This window comes from Rossellomorea sp. YZS02, from assembly GCF_033963925.1.
GTDB lineage: Bacteria > Bacillota > Bacilli > Bacillales > Bacillaceae_B > Rossellomorea.
Window position 1 is genome coordinate 144,818 of record NZ_JAXBLY010000003.1, and the last position, 15,227, is coordinate 160,044.

A 15,227-nucleotide genomic window follows, 5' to 3' on the forward strand; every position below is an offset into this window, starting at 1 on the left:
CTGGAAAAATGGAAGGGAGATGACTCCTGTCGTCATCTCCCTTTCATTACGCCAAAAATTCTTCTAAATCTTGATACATCCGGTTTCGTTCCTGTTCTTTCTGTTCTTTTTCCTTGTACAACTCTTGAAGGACGTCCAGATCTTCCACGGAGAGAAGCCTTTCATCGATGGAGAAGATTTCCTCTTCCACCCGTTCAAGATCCGCTTCAATTTCTTCCATCTTTCGGGAAGGTTTCGGTTTCTCCTGGACCGCTTTAGGCTCCGCTCCCTTGACTACTTTCACCTCAGGCTCTTCAGGTGCAATTTCAGGAAGCTTCTCTTTCGCCCAGCTGTACGGGCCGTCAAAGTAGTAAAGCTTCTTCCTATGAATCCAATACGTTTTATGAAACAGCTTATTTAAAAAGTAACGGTCATGGGATACGGCGAGGATCGTGCCCTTGAAATCTTCCAGTGCGTCCTCAAGCACCTCTCTCGAATCGATATCCAAATGGTTCGTCGGCTCATCGAGGACAAGGAAATTGATGTCCTGATGCATGAGTTGTGCAAGTCTGAGTCTCATCTTTTCCCCACCGCTCAATTGGCCGACCTTCCTGAACACATTCGGGCCGTAAAACAGGAACTTGGCAAGAATATGTCTGGCATCCCCTTCCGTTACAGGTACCTCTTCCCTAAAGGCATCAATCAACCTGACAGCGGGATCTGCCACTGTAAAGTGCTGAGATAAATACCCAAGCTTCACATTGCTTCCGAGCTTCACTACACCATTATCCTCGGATTCCTCCCCGAGGAGCATCTTGATGATCGTCGATTTCCCGGTTCCATTCTGACCGACAATGGCTGTACGGTCCTTGAAATGGACGTGAAGACCGGCATCTTCAAATAAGATCTTCTCTCCATAGGCTTTCGAAACATCCTCCATGGAAAACACGATTTTCCCGCTTCGATCACTTTCCTCAAATTCCAATCCCATCTTTTTACGGTCAAGGATAGGCCTCTTGATTTTCTCCATCCGCTCCAGGGCCCGTTCCATATTACGTGCCCGTTTATGGAGGGCTTCATTCGGGGGATTGGCCTGATTCGCCCATTCTTTCAACCTTTTAATGGCCTCTTTCATTTTCTTGATTTTCTTTTGCTGCTCCTGATAGGCCTGGAACTCGATCATCAAACGTTCTTCCTTTTCCTTCACAAACCCGGAGTAATTCGTATGATAAACCGTCAGCTCGCCGTCCTCTAAGTCAAATACTTTGTTAATGACGTGATCGAGGAAATAACGGTCATGGGAAATGCACATCACGGTTCCTTCATACTCTTTCAGAAAGTCTTCCAGCCATTCGACTGCCCCGATATCAAGATGATTCGTCGGTTCGTCGAGAAGCAATAAGTCCGGCTTTTGCAACAGGATCAGCCCGAGGCATAGCTTCGTCTGCTCCCCCCCACTGCAGTCATTGAAGTCTTTTTCCACAAGCTCTTCAATATCAAGACCGTTCACGATTTTCGCGATATTGGACTCGATCTCATATCCTCCTGAAAGAGTGAATTGATCTTGAAGTTTTCCGTATTCCTCTAGTAATCGGTTGAGCTTTTCAGTATCATGCTCGGCCCCCATCCTGCTTTCCAGGTCTTTTAACCGCTCGCCTGTTCCAATCAGCTCAGAAAACGCGGATCTTAGGACGTCGTTCCCCTTCGTTCCTTCTTCGTACTGAGGGATTTGTGCGAGGTAGCCTACCTTCGCACCCTTCTTCAAATGAACGAGCCCTTTATCCGGTGTTTCCACTCCTGATAGAAGCTTAAATATCGTCGTCTTTCCTGTCCCGTTACGACCGACGAGTCCGATCCGGGATCCTTCCGGTATTTCAAAGGATAAATCCTCAAATATGAGATTTCCGCCAAACATCTTACTTAATTCCTGTGCGCTGCAAATAATCATTGTCCTCTTCCTTTCGGGTATCTTTATATAGAGGTAAGAGATTCAATAAAAAAACCATGGAGAAGCAGAAGGCTCCCCCATGGCCGATGGAAATGCGGATTGTTCACCGCACTCCGCCTTTTATAAAAGAAAATAAAAAAGAGAGCGAAAACGCCCCCTTTTTTCCGATTCTTTCATAGAAAAGTGATTGGAATTGAGACCTCTTACCGTTCAGTATTCATATTCACTTGCTGAAAAAGGGCATACGTGTCCCCTTGAACGCAAATGCATGAAAAATTGCACGGCAAAGGTAAATAAAATCTAAATACTTCCCACGCAATCCTACAGAACGATCCATCTCAATTCCACCTCCTTCTATCAATAAACGAAATTTTATATTTCTATTATATAATTATTCTGAAAGCTTTTGCAACGTGTTTATTCCTTTTTATACAGTATCCTCGATAGCACAAGACCGATGACTCCGATTGGAATCAGGATCATGGCACGGATCGTGAAGTCCAGGAATACAAGATCGGCAAGGAAAAATTTCACTAAGGCAAGAGCCAGGAAGCTGATCCCCACCCAGCGGTAGAACACATCCTTCCTGCTTTCCCCGTAGATGAGATAGCCGATGGACAGTGATGCGATCGCAACCGTGAAGGCCGTCGTCCGAGGTGTGTACTCCCAGCCGATGACGATGAAATCCGTCAAGCGCAGGACAAAGAACATGACGAGACCGGTCAGAAAGACTTTCACCGTGGTCGTTGGAACATTCAAGAAAGAAGAGTCCTCTTTGTTAAAACGGGAGAACAGGTATACATAAGTAAATGCAAAGATGAAAATCGGCAATTCCACATTGAAGAAATCCTCCGACGCACTGGTCATCATTCCCAAGAAAGAAAACATCATTAAGAGAAATGAACCGGCAAGGCTGACATAACTTTCCCTTCTACCCGCAAGCCACAACAGGGCATTCGCCTCGATCGCAACCAGCACAAAGCGCCAATCGTATTCAAACCATTCAAATAAGAAAAGCAGCACATGCAGGAATCCAAGGACAAGCAGGACATCCTTCGTCCGCTTCTTCTCCTTGGGTTCAACGAAGGAAATCCCGATATACACAGCTGCGAACGCCACATAGTAGAGAAGGGGAATCTCTGCATAAATGTCATTCAACAATCCAAGAAGAATGAAGCTGCCTGTCACGAGGGCCGGAATCATCTCGGCACTCACCCGTTCATCCCGATTAAGGACAATCAGCAACAGAATGTACCCATGCTGAATCGCAAACGGGATCAGTACGGTCAATGTGATCTCCCCAACTCCAAATGCCGCAAAGAAGAACAGGGAAAAATAAAGTAAATAATAATGAATATTCCATGCTATCCGGTACCTCTTCAACGTGCTGAAAGTCATCAACACGAAGAACAGCACAAGCTCATAGCCGTAAAAAAGCCATTCATTCCGTTCGTCCCCTGCAAAGATGAACGGAAACAGATAGGCTCCGGACCCGATCAAGCAAAGGATCAACTGAGAACCGTGCTTATGAGATGCCCACAGCCCGACGGATATGATGACGATCAAAAATAGATTTGTGGTGACTCCTCCTATATAACCGTATAAGATGTTAGCCGAAAATAGTGTTATGATCGCAAGGACAATGCTTCCTGAAAGGAGAGTGATGGATAGTTTACGCTGATCCCGGCTGTATTTCTCTCCTAATAGATACATCACGATACTGATCAGGGCACCGCTCAACACCCTTAACCCCGGCGTGACCCAGCCGTTTTGGGAAGCTGCCATGAATCCCCAGATGCTTCCTATTAATAGGACGAAAAGGAATACTTTTGGAAGCCAGCGCTCCACTGAAAAGTCAAATGGCTCTTTTTCTATGGAGTGCTCCGTTTCGTTGGCAAGCACCTGCTTTTCTGGCGGCTCTGTGTAGACTTCTGCTTTTTGTATGACGGATGATTCGTTTTCACGCTTCGCCTGAATCAGCTGCCTTTTTACGATATACAGTTCTTTTTCCAGAAAGCTGATTTTTTTCTCCAGTCGTTCAAATTCTTCTTTTTCCAATATCCCCACCCCCTTACTTCTATTTATACAGGAAGACTGGGATATTTTCCTTTATTTTTCAACCAAACGAAAAAACTCCACCCTTTTATATAAGGTGGAGTCTCTTCTATGCTAATCGTTTAAAGTTTTGACCAAGAATTTCGTTCATGGTGTGAACCGTGATGAATGCACGGTTATCCACCTGAGTGATGAATCCTTTCAGCTTTGAGAAGTCCTTGCGACCAAGAATCGTCGTGATGACTTCTTTCTCGTCGGACGTGAAAGCCCCTGTAGCTGTATGAATCGTCGCACCCTTCCCAAGTTCATGAACGATATAGGATTTGATTTCATCGCTGTAACGGCTGATGATGACAATCTCCTTATTCGAATTGAATTGCTGCAATGCATAATCTATGACAAGTCCATTCAGGATGACACCGAAGAATGCATACATACCGACTTGAGGACCGAACAGGACTGCCGATGACAGTGCGATGGATAGATCCGCCAACAGTACGCCGCGGCCCACATCTATATTGAAATATTTATTAAAGATCAAGGCGATGATATCCGTTCCACCTGTTGATGCCTGCTGGTTGAACACGATGGCCATACCGGTTGCGGCAATGCACTGACCAATGATCAATTGAATCAAGATATCATTGCTAAGTGGCGCGCTCATTGGAGCAAATCTCTCTAATAACCAGACATAGAATGAAAGGGCAAAGCTCGCGTAAATCGTTTTTGCGCCGAAATTAAAGCCGAGAAAGATCACACCGACGATAAACAGAATCACATTGATGATAATCATGAACAAACCAAGAGACATTCCTGGAAACAGATCGTTCATGATGATCGACAATCCACTGACTCCCCCTGTCGCTAAATTATTAGGCGATAAGAAAAAATGGACATTCACCGAAACTAAAAATGCACCCAGATTCATCATTAAGAAGGAAAATATTCTTTGTCGCATCACCGCAACCTCCTTTTTCTTTAAGATTTTTTTGGTTTTCCGTAAATGGTTGAACAACGGGATTATAAAGCCCATAAAGACCCTTTGTAAAGGGAATCCGGTTAAAAAAATAAGGTTTAATAATTGTGAAAATTGGAAGGGTTTGCAGATGGGGTGGGTGTAGACACCCGGTTAGGATAAGAAAGGGAGTTATTGTTGATTTTTATACAAGATGATTCCATTTTCTAGAGAAATGATGACATCATACTTAGAGGAGAATTGTTTTTTCAATTAATGGTGAATTGAACCGGAATCTTTCAGTATCCAGCGGAAAACACATCTATTCCAGCTGATTTGATGCAAGATACAGCCGTTTCAATGATTATTTCAGCCAATAAACAATAATTACCATTCAACAAAAAAAAGAAACGATTCCTTCCAAGGAATCGTCTCTTCTAGCTTATCGGTTATCAATTTTCTCCGGATACAAATCATGATTCATCAAACGATGATCGGCCATCGTTTCGTATTTCGTACCTGGCTTTCCATAGTTGCAGTACGGATCGATGCTGATTCCGCCACGCGGGGTGAATTTACCCCATACTTCGATATAGCGCGGATCCATCAATTCGATGAGATCATTCATGATGATGTTCATGCAGTCTTCGTGGAAATCCCCGTGATTACGGAAGCTGAACAGGTACAGTTTGAGTGATTTGCTTTCGACCATCTTTTCACCAGGGATATAGCTGATGTAGATGGTAGCAAAATCCGGCTGACCGGTCTTCGGACACAGGCTCGTGAATTCCGGGCAATTGAATTTCACGAAATAGTCCCGATTCGGGTGCTTGTTGTCGAATGCCTCCAGGATATGGGGCGCATACTCGAATAAGTAATTTGTCCCTTGATTCCCTAATAATGATAAATCTGTTAAATCTTCGTCTTTACGTCCAGACATGTAAAAATCCTCCTCTTCATAGTGACACGAATGAAGGAGGACATAGCATTAGCCTAAGAATCGACGGAACAGGCAGGAAAATTGCAAAATATGTTGAATCCTGTTACGCTTAAAGGATAACTTGGCACAGATTAGTCCAAGTCAGATTCATAGTACCATAGTTTTTTATAGAGGGTTAATGCTATGAACCTCTCTCAGTTAACCCAGTGACACATTGGTGTTATAGAGGTAATAATAAATAAGAATTTTGCGAAAGTCAATCCAATTTCCAGAAGGAATTTCGATTAAATTCATTGAATATATTAAATGGTATTTTTGCTAGGAGTGATCGTAAATGAATCAACTGGTAAAGGCTTTCACCAAGTCTATTCTCGAGGGAGACGTGCATTCATTATTGGAATTGCATTCCTCTTCCATTCACTCAAAAATAGATAACTTTACTTTTTACGAGAAAATCATTAAACCTTCTATGTATAGAATAGGTGACCTTTGGGAGAAAAATCAAATTACCGTTGCAGATGAGCATCTGGCCACTGCAACCCTTAAATATTTGCTTGCTACTGTTTTTACCCATCAGGAAGCTTTTGAAAACCACCCGAAAGCCCTTTTATTCTGTATAGAGGGCGAGCATCACAGTCTGGGGCTCGAACTTGCAAACGAAGTATTCAAGGAGAAGCAATGGAATACCCGCTACCTGGGCTCCAATGTCCCTGTCAAGGATGCACTGGCTTTCATCAGTGCATGGGAACCCGATGCCATCGGGATCTCCATCGGTATGACGACTGAACTGACTAGGTTAAAAGAGTGTATAGAAGAAATCAGATCTCATCATGAAGAGGTTGAAATACTCGTTGGCGGCAGATTGATTTCCAACTATTCCCTTGATTTTCTGGATAAATTCAAGGTGACCAGCTTTCACGATTTGTTGGAGCTAAATGAATATCTGACCGATATGTCCGACGGGCTTGTTTCCCTAAAGGGCTAACTCATTAACCATCATCAACCGAACAAAATGAGGTTCTACAGATTGTTAACCCACATGGTAATTTCGTCTTTTGTGGCGACATAGGGCAATGACGTCCGGAATCTTTCACAAAGGAGTGATCATGTGGAAAACTTACATTTATGCCCTATCCCCTACCTATTACTGGATAGGCAGTTTAATTTAATAGATGCTTCTAATTCAGGCTATGATTTTTTAATGCCAGGGGAAAATTTCATGTCCATTGTAGAAGAAGAAAGTTCACCGAAATTTGCCCGCATCATCCATAAACATACCCAGGGTGAAATGGAACTGAATTTGAAGAAGAACGATTCTTTTGAGCTTTTCGACCTCTTCTTTCAGTTTTCAGACCTGCAACAGTATTTTCATGTAGCCATCATTGCAAAGGACAACCAGTATAAAAAGGTGTCAGAGCAAATGAACGGCTTGTTCGACCTTATGGGTAAGTCCACTTATCCAAGAAAAGAACCGAACCTCACAGAAGTACTAGCGAAAGTTTCTTCATTATATTTAAAACTTGCCAACACATCTGATTGGAATCGACAAGAAGTTATGGATAAAATAAAAGAGATAGAACATCACATTCAACAAAATGTGAAATAACTTTATTTTATAGGAGAGACGATATGACTTTATTAACGAACATACTTGATTACAACAAACAATTTGTAGAAGAACATTCGTATGAGGAGTACCGGACAACTAAGTTCCCGGACAAGCGCCTAGTGATTCTTACTTGTATGGATACTCGTTTAGTAGAGCTATTACCTAAGTCCATGAACATGAAAAACGGGGATGTAAAGGTCGTCAAAAATGCAGGCGCCATCGTAAGCCACCCGTTCGGAAGTATCATGCGCAGCCTGCTCGTGGCAGTCTACGAACTTCAGGCAGACGAAGTGATTGTAATCGGTCACCACGACTGCGGCATGAGCGCCATCAACAGCGATCAAATCCTGAGCAAAATGAAGGACCGCGGGATTACGGAAGATACTCTCGACACCGTCAATTACTCAGGAATCGATCTTCACGACTGGCTGAAAGGCTTCAACTCCGTACAGGAAAGCGTCGCCCACAGTGTCGACATGATCAAGAACCATCCGTTGATGGATAAAAAGATCCCTGTCCACGGGCTTGTCATCAGTCCAGAAACAGGGAAGTTGGATCTTGTTGTAGAGGGGTATTGAGAAAAAAAGCGGAGGCGGCTTGGGTAGCCCCGACAAGCATAACTGGGAAATCCCTGAAGGCGCTTTTTGCCTTTAGGGATTTTTCAGTTATGACCTCGAGGGGCTAGCCGCCGGAGCTGGATCCATGAAAAGCGGAGGCGTCTTGGGTAGCCCCGACAAGCATAACTATAAAAACCCCCTGCAGGCGTTACGCCTGCAGGGGGTTTTTAATTACTCAGAGGGACGGACCTCCAAAATCGCTACTATTTATCTGAACATTCCTATTATATCAATGTTCCTGAACTCTAATCAGAGGTCCGTCCCTCCAGATAAACCCTTCAGTTCTTTCAGGATCGGCATTTTTTCCATTTCGTCTTCGGTTACGTGGTCCCATTCGATTCCAGATGGTTTTGGGTATGGGGTGTGGGTTTCGCTGATGCCTTTTTCTGTGATGATCCAGTCGACTGCGAGGTCGTAGGAGTCTCTTGGGATGTCGTCTTCTACCAGCTGTTCACTATTGATCGTCGTGATCACCGGCACGGGCTTGTTCCCGATTTCACGGAGAATGGAGTATTCACGATCGGCATATCCCTCTCCCTTCCCTAGCCTTCTTCCGTCGGGATGGATGGCCACGGACCCCACAACGATGAGATCGATGCTTGGGACATCAGTTAAAGGGACGACTTTCCCATATGTATTCATATGCTTGATGCTCGCTGCTTTTCTTTCCTCTCCAGCCGGGACCCATTCAGGCTTGATCATGACGAATCCATCCTTCAAGCGAGGTGTGGGAATAAGAAGGGTTTTTCTGTCTTTCAGTATCGCTGCCCTGAGTGGAAGCTGGGGGGCATCCGGATTCACTTTCACTACGCTGGCAGATTTATAAATATCCATACTTTGAACAAATGATGCTGCTTTCTCGGCCCCTTTAACATTCGGGATCCTCCCCACTAATGGGAAAGGAAACCTGCCAAGCTTCTCTTCTGTCAGACGGTTCCATACTTTATGCCTTATTTCATCTTTCACACTCATTACTTTTTCCTCCCCCTTTTTTCAAAAAACCTGGAAACAGGTACTATTTCACTATACAATGAAAACTGTTCAAAATTACCTTATATGGAGGTGAATAACATGTCAATTTATGGACTATTGGTTCTTGTCCACGTTGTGGCTGCAGTTGCTGGACTTGGTGCAAGCTTCTCTATGCCCGTCGTGATGAGAACACCCGAAACGTCACACCAGGCGAGATTCTCTTTGGAGCTTAGCAAGAAAATAGAAGTGTTTGCAAAGGTCGGCAGTATCGTTTTACTCATCACTGGACTCATTATGGGTATCCTGAACCCTTATTTATTCAAAGCCGGTTGGTATATTGCATCCATCGTGATTTATATCGGTGTACAATTCATCGTTGCCGGAATCATGCCGAAAAAAGTGAAGCAGATGGCAGAAATCATCCATGCCCACGAAGGTAACGACGTCCCTGAATCTTATGGAAAAATCAACTCAGAATTAAAACCATTCAATATCATTATACATAGTGCTGCTATTATTCTTATTATCTTAATGTCTATCAAACCGTTTTAATCTGAGTCACCAGCCTGCTTGTATCGCAGGCTGGTTTTATTATGGGCTTGAGGAAGAATCATAAAGCGTCCATTTCATATTTTTACCATAATATGTATTTTGACGCATAAACACTTAATAATGACGCAATTAATTCCAGAATGACGCAATCACAACCTAGAATGACGCAATTATCTCTATTTCCCCGACCTCATAGCTTAATTGCCCTTTGAAACCTTCACTCCTGAACTGTTTTTCCAATCCAAGCATCCTCTTTTTCAACTCTGACCCGATTTTCCCTTCTATATTGAACATCACCGGCATGTTCTGCCCCCATGCTCATACAATAGTGTATGTAAGGAGTGATTCGTATGAAGATATCCCGCGCCCGCCTTTCAGATTTGGAAGGACTTGTGGAACTGTTTAATGACTATCGTATGTTTTACCATCAAATGTCGGATAAGCCTGGGGCCAGGCAGTTTCTCGAGGACCGTCTGTCACATGATGAGTCCGTCATCTTTGTCGCCATTCTGAATGGTGTCTATGTAGGGTTCACCCAACTTTATCCTTCTTACTCCTCCGTATATTTGGAACGGATTTGGAAGCTGAATGACCTTTATGTATCCTCTCATGCACGGAACCTGGGTGCCGGTCAGATGCTTCTGAAAGCAGCAAAAAAACATGGTGAACAAACGAATGCGAAATCACTCATTCTGGAAACAGACTGGGACAACGTGCAGGCACAAGCACTGTATGAAAGAAACGGCTATGAAAAGGATGACTCCGTGTACCATTACACTCTTAACCTCAAATAGAAGGTCCGTCCCCCGACGCACCTTCTTTTATTTTATATCCAAGACCCTCTGCATCTTGTCCTTCCACATCGCTCTTCCCTGCACTTAACGCTCGTCTGAAGCTTCATGTATTGATAAAAAAGAAAAGCATGTCTTCCTTCCCGTGAACCGTGATCGATCTCTCTCTCCAGTTTCCTCATGAACATCCGGTCACACTCACAGGTCGGACCGTACCGCTCATAGCACAGGTCGTGGGCTTTACACGCTGCATCCACCGAATTGATTGGCGCACCCGGACCGCTGCATCCCGGTCCACACCATTTATATTCAGGGAAGATACATAATTTAGGCCCCGCATTGTTTTTTCTCATCGACTTCTTCCTTTCCGCTCATCTTCTGAACATTGATACGTTTTATTTCTAACATAAAGGGAAATACACTCTATGTAAGAAAATACAAGTACTATACTGTATGTATGTCAATCTGGTCAGGTTTGTCCTAATGCCTATCTAAGCGTAAAAGAAAATCTAGGAGGAATGAATAATGTCAACTTTCCAATTAAACGATACGGTACCTAATTTTACACTCCCGGCAGTTTCAGGCGAGACATTCTCGTTTGAAGAACACCAGAAAAATCATCAAAGCTGGCATCTCATCGTCTTCTTCAGAGGATCATGGTGCCCGGTATGTCAGGAAGAATTAAGGGAACTGCAGGCAAATAAAGAATACTTCGAAAAACATAACGTCCACCTGCTGACGATCTCCAGCGATAAGATGGAAGATTTACAGGAATTTGCGAATAAGGAAGATCTCACTTTCCCGGTTTTAGCCGATGAAAATTTAGAGGCCATCAAAGCTTATGATGTTTTTTATCATGGAGAAGATGCCCCATATGAGGATCATGGTCAGCATGGGGAACCTGCCTACTTCCTTGTGAATGAAAAGGGACAGGCCATGTATCAGCAAAGACAAACAAGCCCGTTCGGCCGTCCCCATGCCAATGAGCTTCGTAAAATCGTCAAATACATTCAAAAAAACGTGAAATAAGAAAAAGCCTGGTCGGTGAATCCCATCAACCAGGCTTTTCTTCATGTCAGCGCAAGCTCCAGGCATTTCTGTGCTTCCGTGACCGTATGGGGCTGTTTTTCATGATAACCGTAAAGAAGCAACACGGCGTTTGTATAAACGGCTTTGAATCGTGCGTATTCAAGCTCGGTCTTCCCGACCTTTCCGTATTCCTCTAAAAACAATTCACGAGCTGCTGGATAGAGAAAGCTGTACATGAGGTTTAAGTCAATGGATCTGTGACCGAGATGAACATCTCCCCAATCGATTACCCCAGACAGGATCCCATCCTGATCCACAACGATGTTTTTAAAATGAAGATCACCATGAACGAGGGTGATGTCTTCCGGCAGTGTCTCCTTCGGTAGATTTTGGAGGTAATTCTCCAATAATTCCACTTGATGAAACAGGTTGAGATTCTTAATTTCATTTGTATTTTTCCCCAGGGTAGCCTTTCGCTTCTCGACACTCAGGCGAGACAACTCATCATAAGGTACTCCATTTCCCTTCGCCTTTTTCACATTCGTCCCGTGAAGTATTTTAAGAAAACGTGCCAGCCTGATCGCAGATTCCCTGTCTCTCATCACTCCTCTGGCCAGTGAAGGAATCGTCCCTTTCACAAACCGGTACCCTATGAACGGCCATTCGTATTCAGACGAAGGCTTGCCATAATAGAGCGGAACAGGAATTTGCAGACCCAGATCAGCTTCTGCAAGCATCGGCAATAGTTTTCCTTCCGTTTCCAAAAGCCTGACCGCTATCTCCCGGCGGGGAAATCGGAACACCAAGTTGTCATTCACTTTCATCACCGTATTATCAAAGCCATAATCAATGATCTCAAGGTCCGTGAGAACCAATTCCGGGAACTGAGACTCAATCAGCTGTCGGGCCTGACCGGTGCTGACAGCTACTTCTGCATCCCATACATTTGCCATCATTACCACACCTTTCTCAAGTGTTATTCTTTGTAGAACCTGAACTTCTTGTGATAAGTTTCAAGTAATCGGAAAAAATGAATGTAGTCAAATTCTAAGGAGGAATCATTATGCTACCTGAAAAACAGCAACAAATTCAATTAGTCTCCCGTCCTGAAGGAATGCCTGTGAAAGAGGATTTCCTTTATAAAGAAATTGACGTGCCACAGCCGTCCAATGGGGAAGTGCTTGTCAAGACGATTTACCTTTCCGTGGACCCATATATGCGCGGAAGAATGTCTGATGCCAAATCCTATGTTGAACCTTTCAAATTAAACGAGGCATTGGCCGGCGGAGTGGTAGGAGAGATCGTGGAATCAGAATCTGCACACTTCCAAAAAGGGGACTTCGTGGTCGGCATGCTTCCTTGGCAGGAGTACTCCATTGCGAATGAAAAAGAGATCCGCACCATCGATCCGGATGTCGCACCGATTTCGACTTACTTAAGTATCCTTGGAATGACAGGACTAACTGCGTATTTTGGTCTTATGGACATCGGTCAGCCGAAAGAAGGTGAAACCGTGGTCGTGTCCGGTGCTGCAGGTGCAGTCGGATCCGTCGTCGGGCAGATCGCGAAGATCCAAGGTGCCCGTGTCGTCGGGATTGCAGGATCTGATGAAAAAGTCAGCTACCTGACGAATACTCTCGGATTTGACGTTGGTATCAACTATAAAACAACGGATAGTATTTACGCATCTTTAAAAGAAGCATGTCCGGATGGCATCGACGTGTACTTTGAAAACGTCGGTGGTGAAATCGGTGACGCTGCCCTTAGTTTACTAAATAAGCATGCGCGAATACCAGTATGCGGAGCGATTTCCTCCTATAATAAAACCGATCGCGACCTTGGACCGCGTGTTCAATCCAGATTGATCAAATCAAGCGCACTCATGAAAGGCTTCGTCGTCAACGACTATAATGACCGCTTCAAAGAAGGCGCAACCCAGCTTGGCGAATGGCTTTCCCAAGGAAAACTTCAATACGAAGAAACCATTACAGAAGGCCTCGACAACGTAACCGACGCCTTCCTCGGACTCTTCCAAGGAAAAAACATCGGCAAACAACTCGTCAAAATCGCCGACCCAACCAAATAATCCTTTTTGAGGGACGGACCTCCATATTCACACCCAAAACCCTGATATATCAACATTCAGGTAGGTGAGAGTGGTGTCCGTCCCTCTTCTTTTGCACATCCCTATGTTTACTCCACCCCATTGGACGGGAAAAGAGTTTGATATGTGAGAAAACAGTTTATTGAGGAGGAAATATAGTGGAGAAGTACCAGATGTATGTGAATGGTGAGTTTGTTGATAGTATGTCGAAGGAGACGTGGGATGTGATTAATCCGGCGAATGAGGAGACGATTTCATCTATTCCACTAGGTACGGAAGACGATGTCAATCACGCAGTGGATGTTGCCCATACGGCTTTCCTTTCATGGAGCAAGGTTCCTTCGAAAGAACGGGCTTCGTACTTATATAAAATCGCTGATAAGCTGGAGGAACGCCGGGATCAATTCGTTCAGATGCTGACAAGGGAGAACGGAAAGACATTAGCAGCTTCTGAAGGAGAAGTAGATCTTGCCATCGAATATTTCCGCTACATGGCGGGCTGGGCGCTCCGCTACGAAGGGGAGATCCTTGAGAGTGAGCGTTCGAACGAGAACATCCTCGTTTATAAGAAGCCGATCGGAGTCGTTGCGGGAATCGTTCCATGGAACTTCCCGATGTTCATCCTTGCCAGGAAAGTGGCACCCGCACTCGTGACAGGTTGTACGATCGTTCTGAAACCAAGCCAGTACACTCCGAACACGGCCTGTGAATTTGCCAAAATTATAGATGAAGTGAAACTGCCTAAAGGAGTATTCAATCTGGTGACCGGAAAAGGCTCTGATATCGGAAATCCAATGTCCAGTCATCCTAAAGTACGCATGGTTTCTATGACGGGAAGCTATCCCGCAGGCTCAAAAGTGATGGAGGCAGCATCCAAGTCCATTACGAAAGTGAACCTGGAGCTGGGAGGTAAAGCCCCGGCCATCGTCACCAAGCATGCCAATATCGACCTTGCCGTCGAAAAAATCAAAACGTCCAGGATCACAAACTCCGGTCAGGCATGTACGAACGCGGAACGGGTCTATGTCCATGAGGATGTGGCGGAAGAATTCATCAACAAGATGACCGACGCTATGAAAAACACAACGGTTGGTGATCCAACAAATCGTGATAATGATATCGGACCCCTCGTCAATAAAGACCGCCTAGAAACCGTGACGGAAATGGTCAATACTGCCGTTGAAAACGGAGCAAAAATCCTGACTGGAGGAAAACCGGTTAACATAGACAAGGGGTTCTACTTTGAACCGACCGTCCTTGTCGATGTGAAGCAGGATATGGACATCATCCAGGAAGAAATCTTCGGACCGGTCCTCCCTATCATGACGTACAGGGATTTTGATGAAGTGATCCAGCTTGCCAATGATACGGAATACGGCCTGTCTTCATCGATCTTTAGTGAGAATCTCCACGAAATCATGAGAGCGGCAAACGAACTTCGTTACGGGGAAACCTTCGTCAACAGGGAGAACTTCGAAGCCATCAACGGGTTCCATGCCGGTCGCGGTCAATCTGGAATCGGCGGAGCCGACGGTAAACACGGATTGAATGAGTATCTCGAAACGCATGTTGTTTATCTCGAATATGATGAAAATTATAAAGGATAAAACAGAAAGCCTGGCCCTGGACGGTCAGGCTTTTCTTATTTACCACAACAAAAAAAGCCCCCCTGGATG

Annotated in this window: 17 protein-coding genes; 8 read left to right on the forward strand and 9 right to left on the reverse strand. The window is 44.5% G+C overall.

What is annotated here, in order from left to right:
• Positions 1 to 46: 46 nt before the first annotated feature.
• From abc-f to queF, 5 genes are all read right to left on the reverse strand, one after another.
• Positions 47 to 1,927, reverse strand: a complete 1,881-nt coding sequence (gene abc-f / locus SLH55_RS04775) for a ribosomal protection-like ABC-F family protein (protein WP_320322824.1) — start codon at positions 1,925 to 1,927, stop codon at positions 47 to 49.
• A gap of 223 nt (positions 1,928 to 2,150) precedes the next feature.
• Positions 2,151 to 2,264 (reverse strand): RAxF-45 family protein, encoded by a 114-nt coding sequence (locus SLH55_RS04780; RefSeq protein ID WP_307513897.1) that lies wholly within the window; start codon positions 2,262 to 2,264, stop codon positions 2,151 to 2,153.
• Between the two features lie 80 nt (positions 2,265 to 2,344).
• The gene (locus tag SLH55_RS04785) at positions 2,345 to 3,985 is read right to left on the reverse strand and encodes a DUF2339 domain-containing protein (RefSeq protein WP_320322825.1); all 1,641 of its coding nucleotides are present in this window, start codon (positions 3,983 to 3,985) and stop codon (positions 2,345 to 2,347) included.
• Between the two features lie 106 nt (positions 3,986 to 4,091).
• Complete coding sequence (locus SLH55_RS04790; protein ID WP_219167751.1) at positions 4,092 to 4,940, reverse strand: YitT family protein; 849 nt, start codon at positions 4,938 to 4,940, stop codon at positions 4,092 to 4,094.
• 439 nt (positions 4,941 to 5,379) lie between these two features.
• Complete coding sequence (gene queF, locus SLH55_RS04795) at positions 5,380 to 5,877, reverse strand: preQ(1) synthase (protein WP_034761195.1); 498 nt, start codon at positions 5,875 to 5,877, stop codon at positions 5,380 to 5,382.
• Positions 5,878 to 6,211: 334 nt separating this feature from the next.
• Here queF and SLH55_RS04800 point away from each other — a divergent pair, with 334 nt between their 5' ends.
• The 3 genes from SLH55_RS04800 (at position 6,212) to SLH55_RS04810 (ending at position 8,064) form a co-directional block, all read left to right on the forward strand.
• Positions 6,212 to 6,862 carry a B12-binding domain-containing protein gene (locus tag SLH55_RS04800; RefSeq protein WP_219167752.1) on the forward strand — a complete coding sequence of 217 codons (651 nt, stop codon included), beginning with the start codon at positions 6,212 to 6,214 and terminating at the stop codon, positions 6,860 to 6,862.
• 234 nt (positions 6,863 to 7,096) lie between these two features.
• Positions 7,097 to 7,483 carry a hypothetical protein gene (locus SLH55_RS04805; protein ID WP_219167753.1) on the forward strand — a complete coding sequence of 129 codons (387 nt, stop codon included), beginning with the start codon at positions 7,097 to 7,099 and terminating at the stop codon, positions 7,481 to 7,483.
• A gap of 23 nt (positions 7,484 to 7,506) precedes the next feature.
• Positions 7,507 to 8,064 (forward strand): beta-class carbonic anhydrase, encoded by a 558-nt coding sequence (locus SLH55_RS04810; protein ID WP_219167755.1) that lies wholly within the window; start codon positions 7,507 to 7,509, stop codon positions 8,062 to 8,064.
• 288 nt (positions 8,065 to 8,352) lie between these two features.
• Here the strand turns inward: SLH55_RS04810 and SLH55_RS04815 are convergent, their stop codons facing one another.
• On the reverse strand, positions 8,353 to 9,075 hold the full coding sequence (locus tag SLH55_RS04815; RefSeq protein WP_320322826.1) for a 5-formyltetrahydrofolate cyclo-ligase: 723 nt from the start codon (positions 9,073 to 9,075) through the stop codon (positions 8,353 to 8,355).
• A gap of 99 nt (positions 9,076 to 9,174) precedes the next feature.
• Here SLH55_RS04815 and SLH55_RS04820 point away from each other — a divergent pair, with 99 nt between their 5' ends.
• Positions 9,175 to 9,627: a DUF2269 family protein gene (locus tag SLH55_RS04820; RefSeq protein WP_320322827.1), complete on the forward strand. Its 453-nt coding sequence runs from the start codon at positions 9,175 to 9,177 to the stop codon at positions 9,625 to 9,627.
• Between the two features lie 156 nt (positions 9,628 to 9,783).
• Here SLH55_RS04820 and SLH55_RS04825 read toward each other — a convergent pair whose 3' ends face one another.
• A complete protein-coding gene (locus SLH55_RS04825; protein ID WP_219167760.1) occupies positions 9,784 to 9,930 on the reverse strand; it encodes a hypothetical protein in 147 nt (48 codons plus the stop codon).
• Positions 9,931 to 9,977: 47 nt separating this feature from the next.
• Between SLH55_RS04825 and SLH55_RS04830 the strand changes: the two genes are divergently transcribed.
• Complete coding sequence (locus tag SLH55_RS04830; RefSeq protein ID WP_219167761.1) at positions 9,978 to 10,421, forward strand: GNAT family N-acetyltransferase; 444 nt, start codon at positions 9,978 to 9,980, stop codon at positions 10,419 to 10,421.
• Between the two features lie 32 nt (positions 10,422 to 10,453).
• Here the strand turns inward: SLH55_RS04830 and SLH55_RS04835 are convergent, their stop codons facing one another.
• Entirely contained in the window at positions 10,454 to 10,771 is a 318-nt protein-coding gene (locus SLH55_RS04835) for a phospholipase (RefSeq protein ID WP_219167762.1), read from the reverse strand.
• 172 nt (positions 10,772 to 10,943) lie between these two features.
• Here SLH55_RS04835 and SLH55_RS04840 point away from each other — a divergent pair, with 172 nt between their 5' ends.
• Positions 10,944 to 11,447, forward strand: a complete 504-nt coding sequence (locus SLH55_RS04840) for a peroxiredoxin family protein (RefSeq protein ID WP_219167764.1) — start codon at positions 10,944 to 10,946, stop codon at positions 11,445 to 11,447.
• 41 nt (positions 11,448 to 11,488) lie between these two features.
• On the opposite strand, the gene SLH55_RS04845 is transcribed toward SLH55_RS04840, so the two are convergent.
• Entirely contained in the window at positions 11,489 to 12,400 is a 912-nt protein-coding gene (locus SLH55_RS04845) for a phosphotransferase (RefSeq protein ID WP_320322828.1), read from the reverse strand.
• Between the two features lie 110 nt (positions 12,401 to 12,510).
• Here SLH55_RS04845 and SLH55_RS04850 point away from each other — a divergent pair, with 110 nt between their 5' ends.
• Both SLH55_RS04850 and aldA read left to right on the forward strand, forming a co-directional pair.
• Positions 12,511 to 13,533 carry an NADP-dependent oxidoreductase gene (locus SLH55_RS04850; RefSeq protein ID WP_219167767.1) on the forward strand — a complete coding sequence of 341 codons (1,023 nt, stop codon included), beginning with the start codon at positions 12,511 to 12,513 and terminating at the stop codon, positions 13,531 to 13,533.
• 176 nt (positions 13,534 to 13,709) lie between these two features.
• Complete coding sequence (gene aldA, locus SLH55_RS04855) at positions 13,710 to 15,158, forward strand: aldehyde dehydrogenase (protein ID WP_320322829.1); 1,449 nt, start codon at positions 13,710 to 13,712, stop codon at positions 15,156 to 15,158.
• Positions 15,159 to 15,227: the final 69 nt, after the last annotated feature.

Coding starts and splice junctions, on each gene's coding strand:
- abc-f (WP_320322824.1), bottom strand. CDS start 1,927: ATGATTATTTGCAGCGCACAGGAATTAAGTAAGATGTTTGGCGGAAAT.
- SLH55_RS04780 (WP_307513897.1), bottom strand. CDS start 2,264: ATGGATCGTTCTGTAGGATTGCGTGGGAAGTATTTAGATTTTATTTAC.
- SLH55_RS04790 (WP_219167751.1), bottom strand. CDS start 4,940: ATGCGACAAAGAATATTTTCCTTCTTAATGATGAATCTGGGTGCATTT.
- queF (WP_034761195.1), bottom strand. CDS start 5,877: ATGTCTGGACGTAAAGACGAAGATTTAACAGATTTATCATTATTAGGG.
- SLH55_RS04800 (WP_219167752.1), top strand. CDS start 6,212: ATGAATCAACTGGTAAAGGCTTTCACCAAGTCTATTCTCGAGGGAGAC.
- SLH55_RS04805 (WP_219167753.1), top strand. CDS start 7,097: ATGTCCATTGTAGAAGAAGAAAGTTCACCGAAATTTGCCCGCATCATC.
- SLH55_RS04810 (WP_219167755.1), top strand. CDS start 7,507: ATGACTTTATTAACGAACATACTTGATTACAACAAACAATTTGTAGAA.
- SLH55_RS04815 (WP_320322826.1), bottom strand. CDS start 9,075: ATGAGTGTGAAAGATGAAATAAGGCATAAAGTATGGAACCGTCTGACA.
- SLH55_RS04820 (WP_320322827.1), top strand. CDS start 9,175: ATGTCAATTTATGGACTATTGGTTCTTGTCCACGTTGTGGCTGCAGTT.
- SLH55_RS04825 (WP_219167760.1), bottom strand. CDS start 9,930: ATGCCGGTGATGTTCAATATAGAAGGGAAAATCGGGTCAGAGTTGAAA.
- SLH55_RS04830 (WP_219167761.1), top strand. CDS start 9,978: ATGAAGATATCCCGCGCCCGCCTTTCAGATTTGGAAGGACTTGTGGAA.
- SLH55_RS04835 (WP_219167762.1), bottom strand. CDS start 10,771: ATGAGAAAAAACAATGCGGGGCCTAAATTATGTATCTTCCCTGAATAT.
- SLH55_RS04840 (WP_219167764.1), top strand. CDS start 10,944: ATGTCAACTTTCCAATTAAACGATACGGTACCTAATTTTACACTCCCG.
- SLH55_RS04845 (WP_320322828.1), bottom strand. CDS start 12,400: ATGGCAAATGTATGGGATGCAGAAGTAGCTGTCAGCACCGGTCAGGCC.
- SLH55_RS04850 (WP_219167767.1), top strand. CDS start 12,511: ATGCTACCTGAAAAACAGCAACAAATTCAATTAGTCTCCCGTCCTGAA.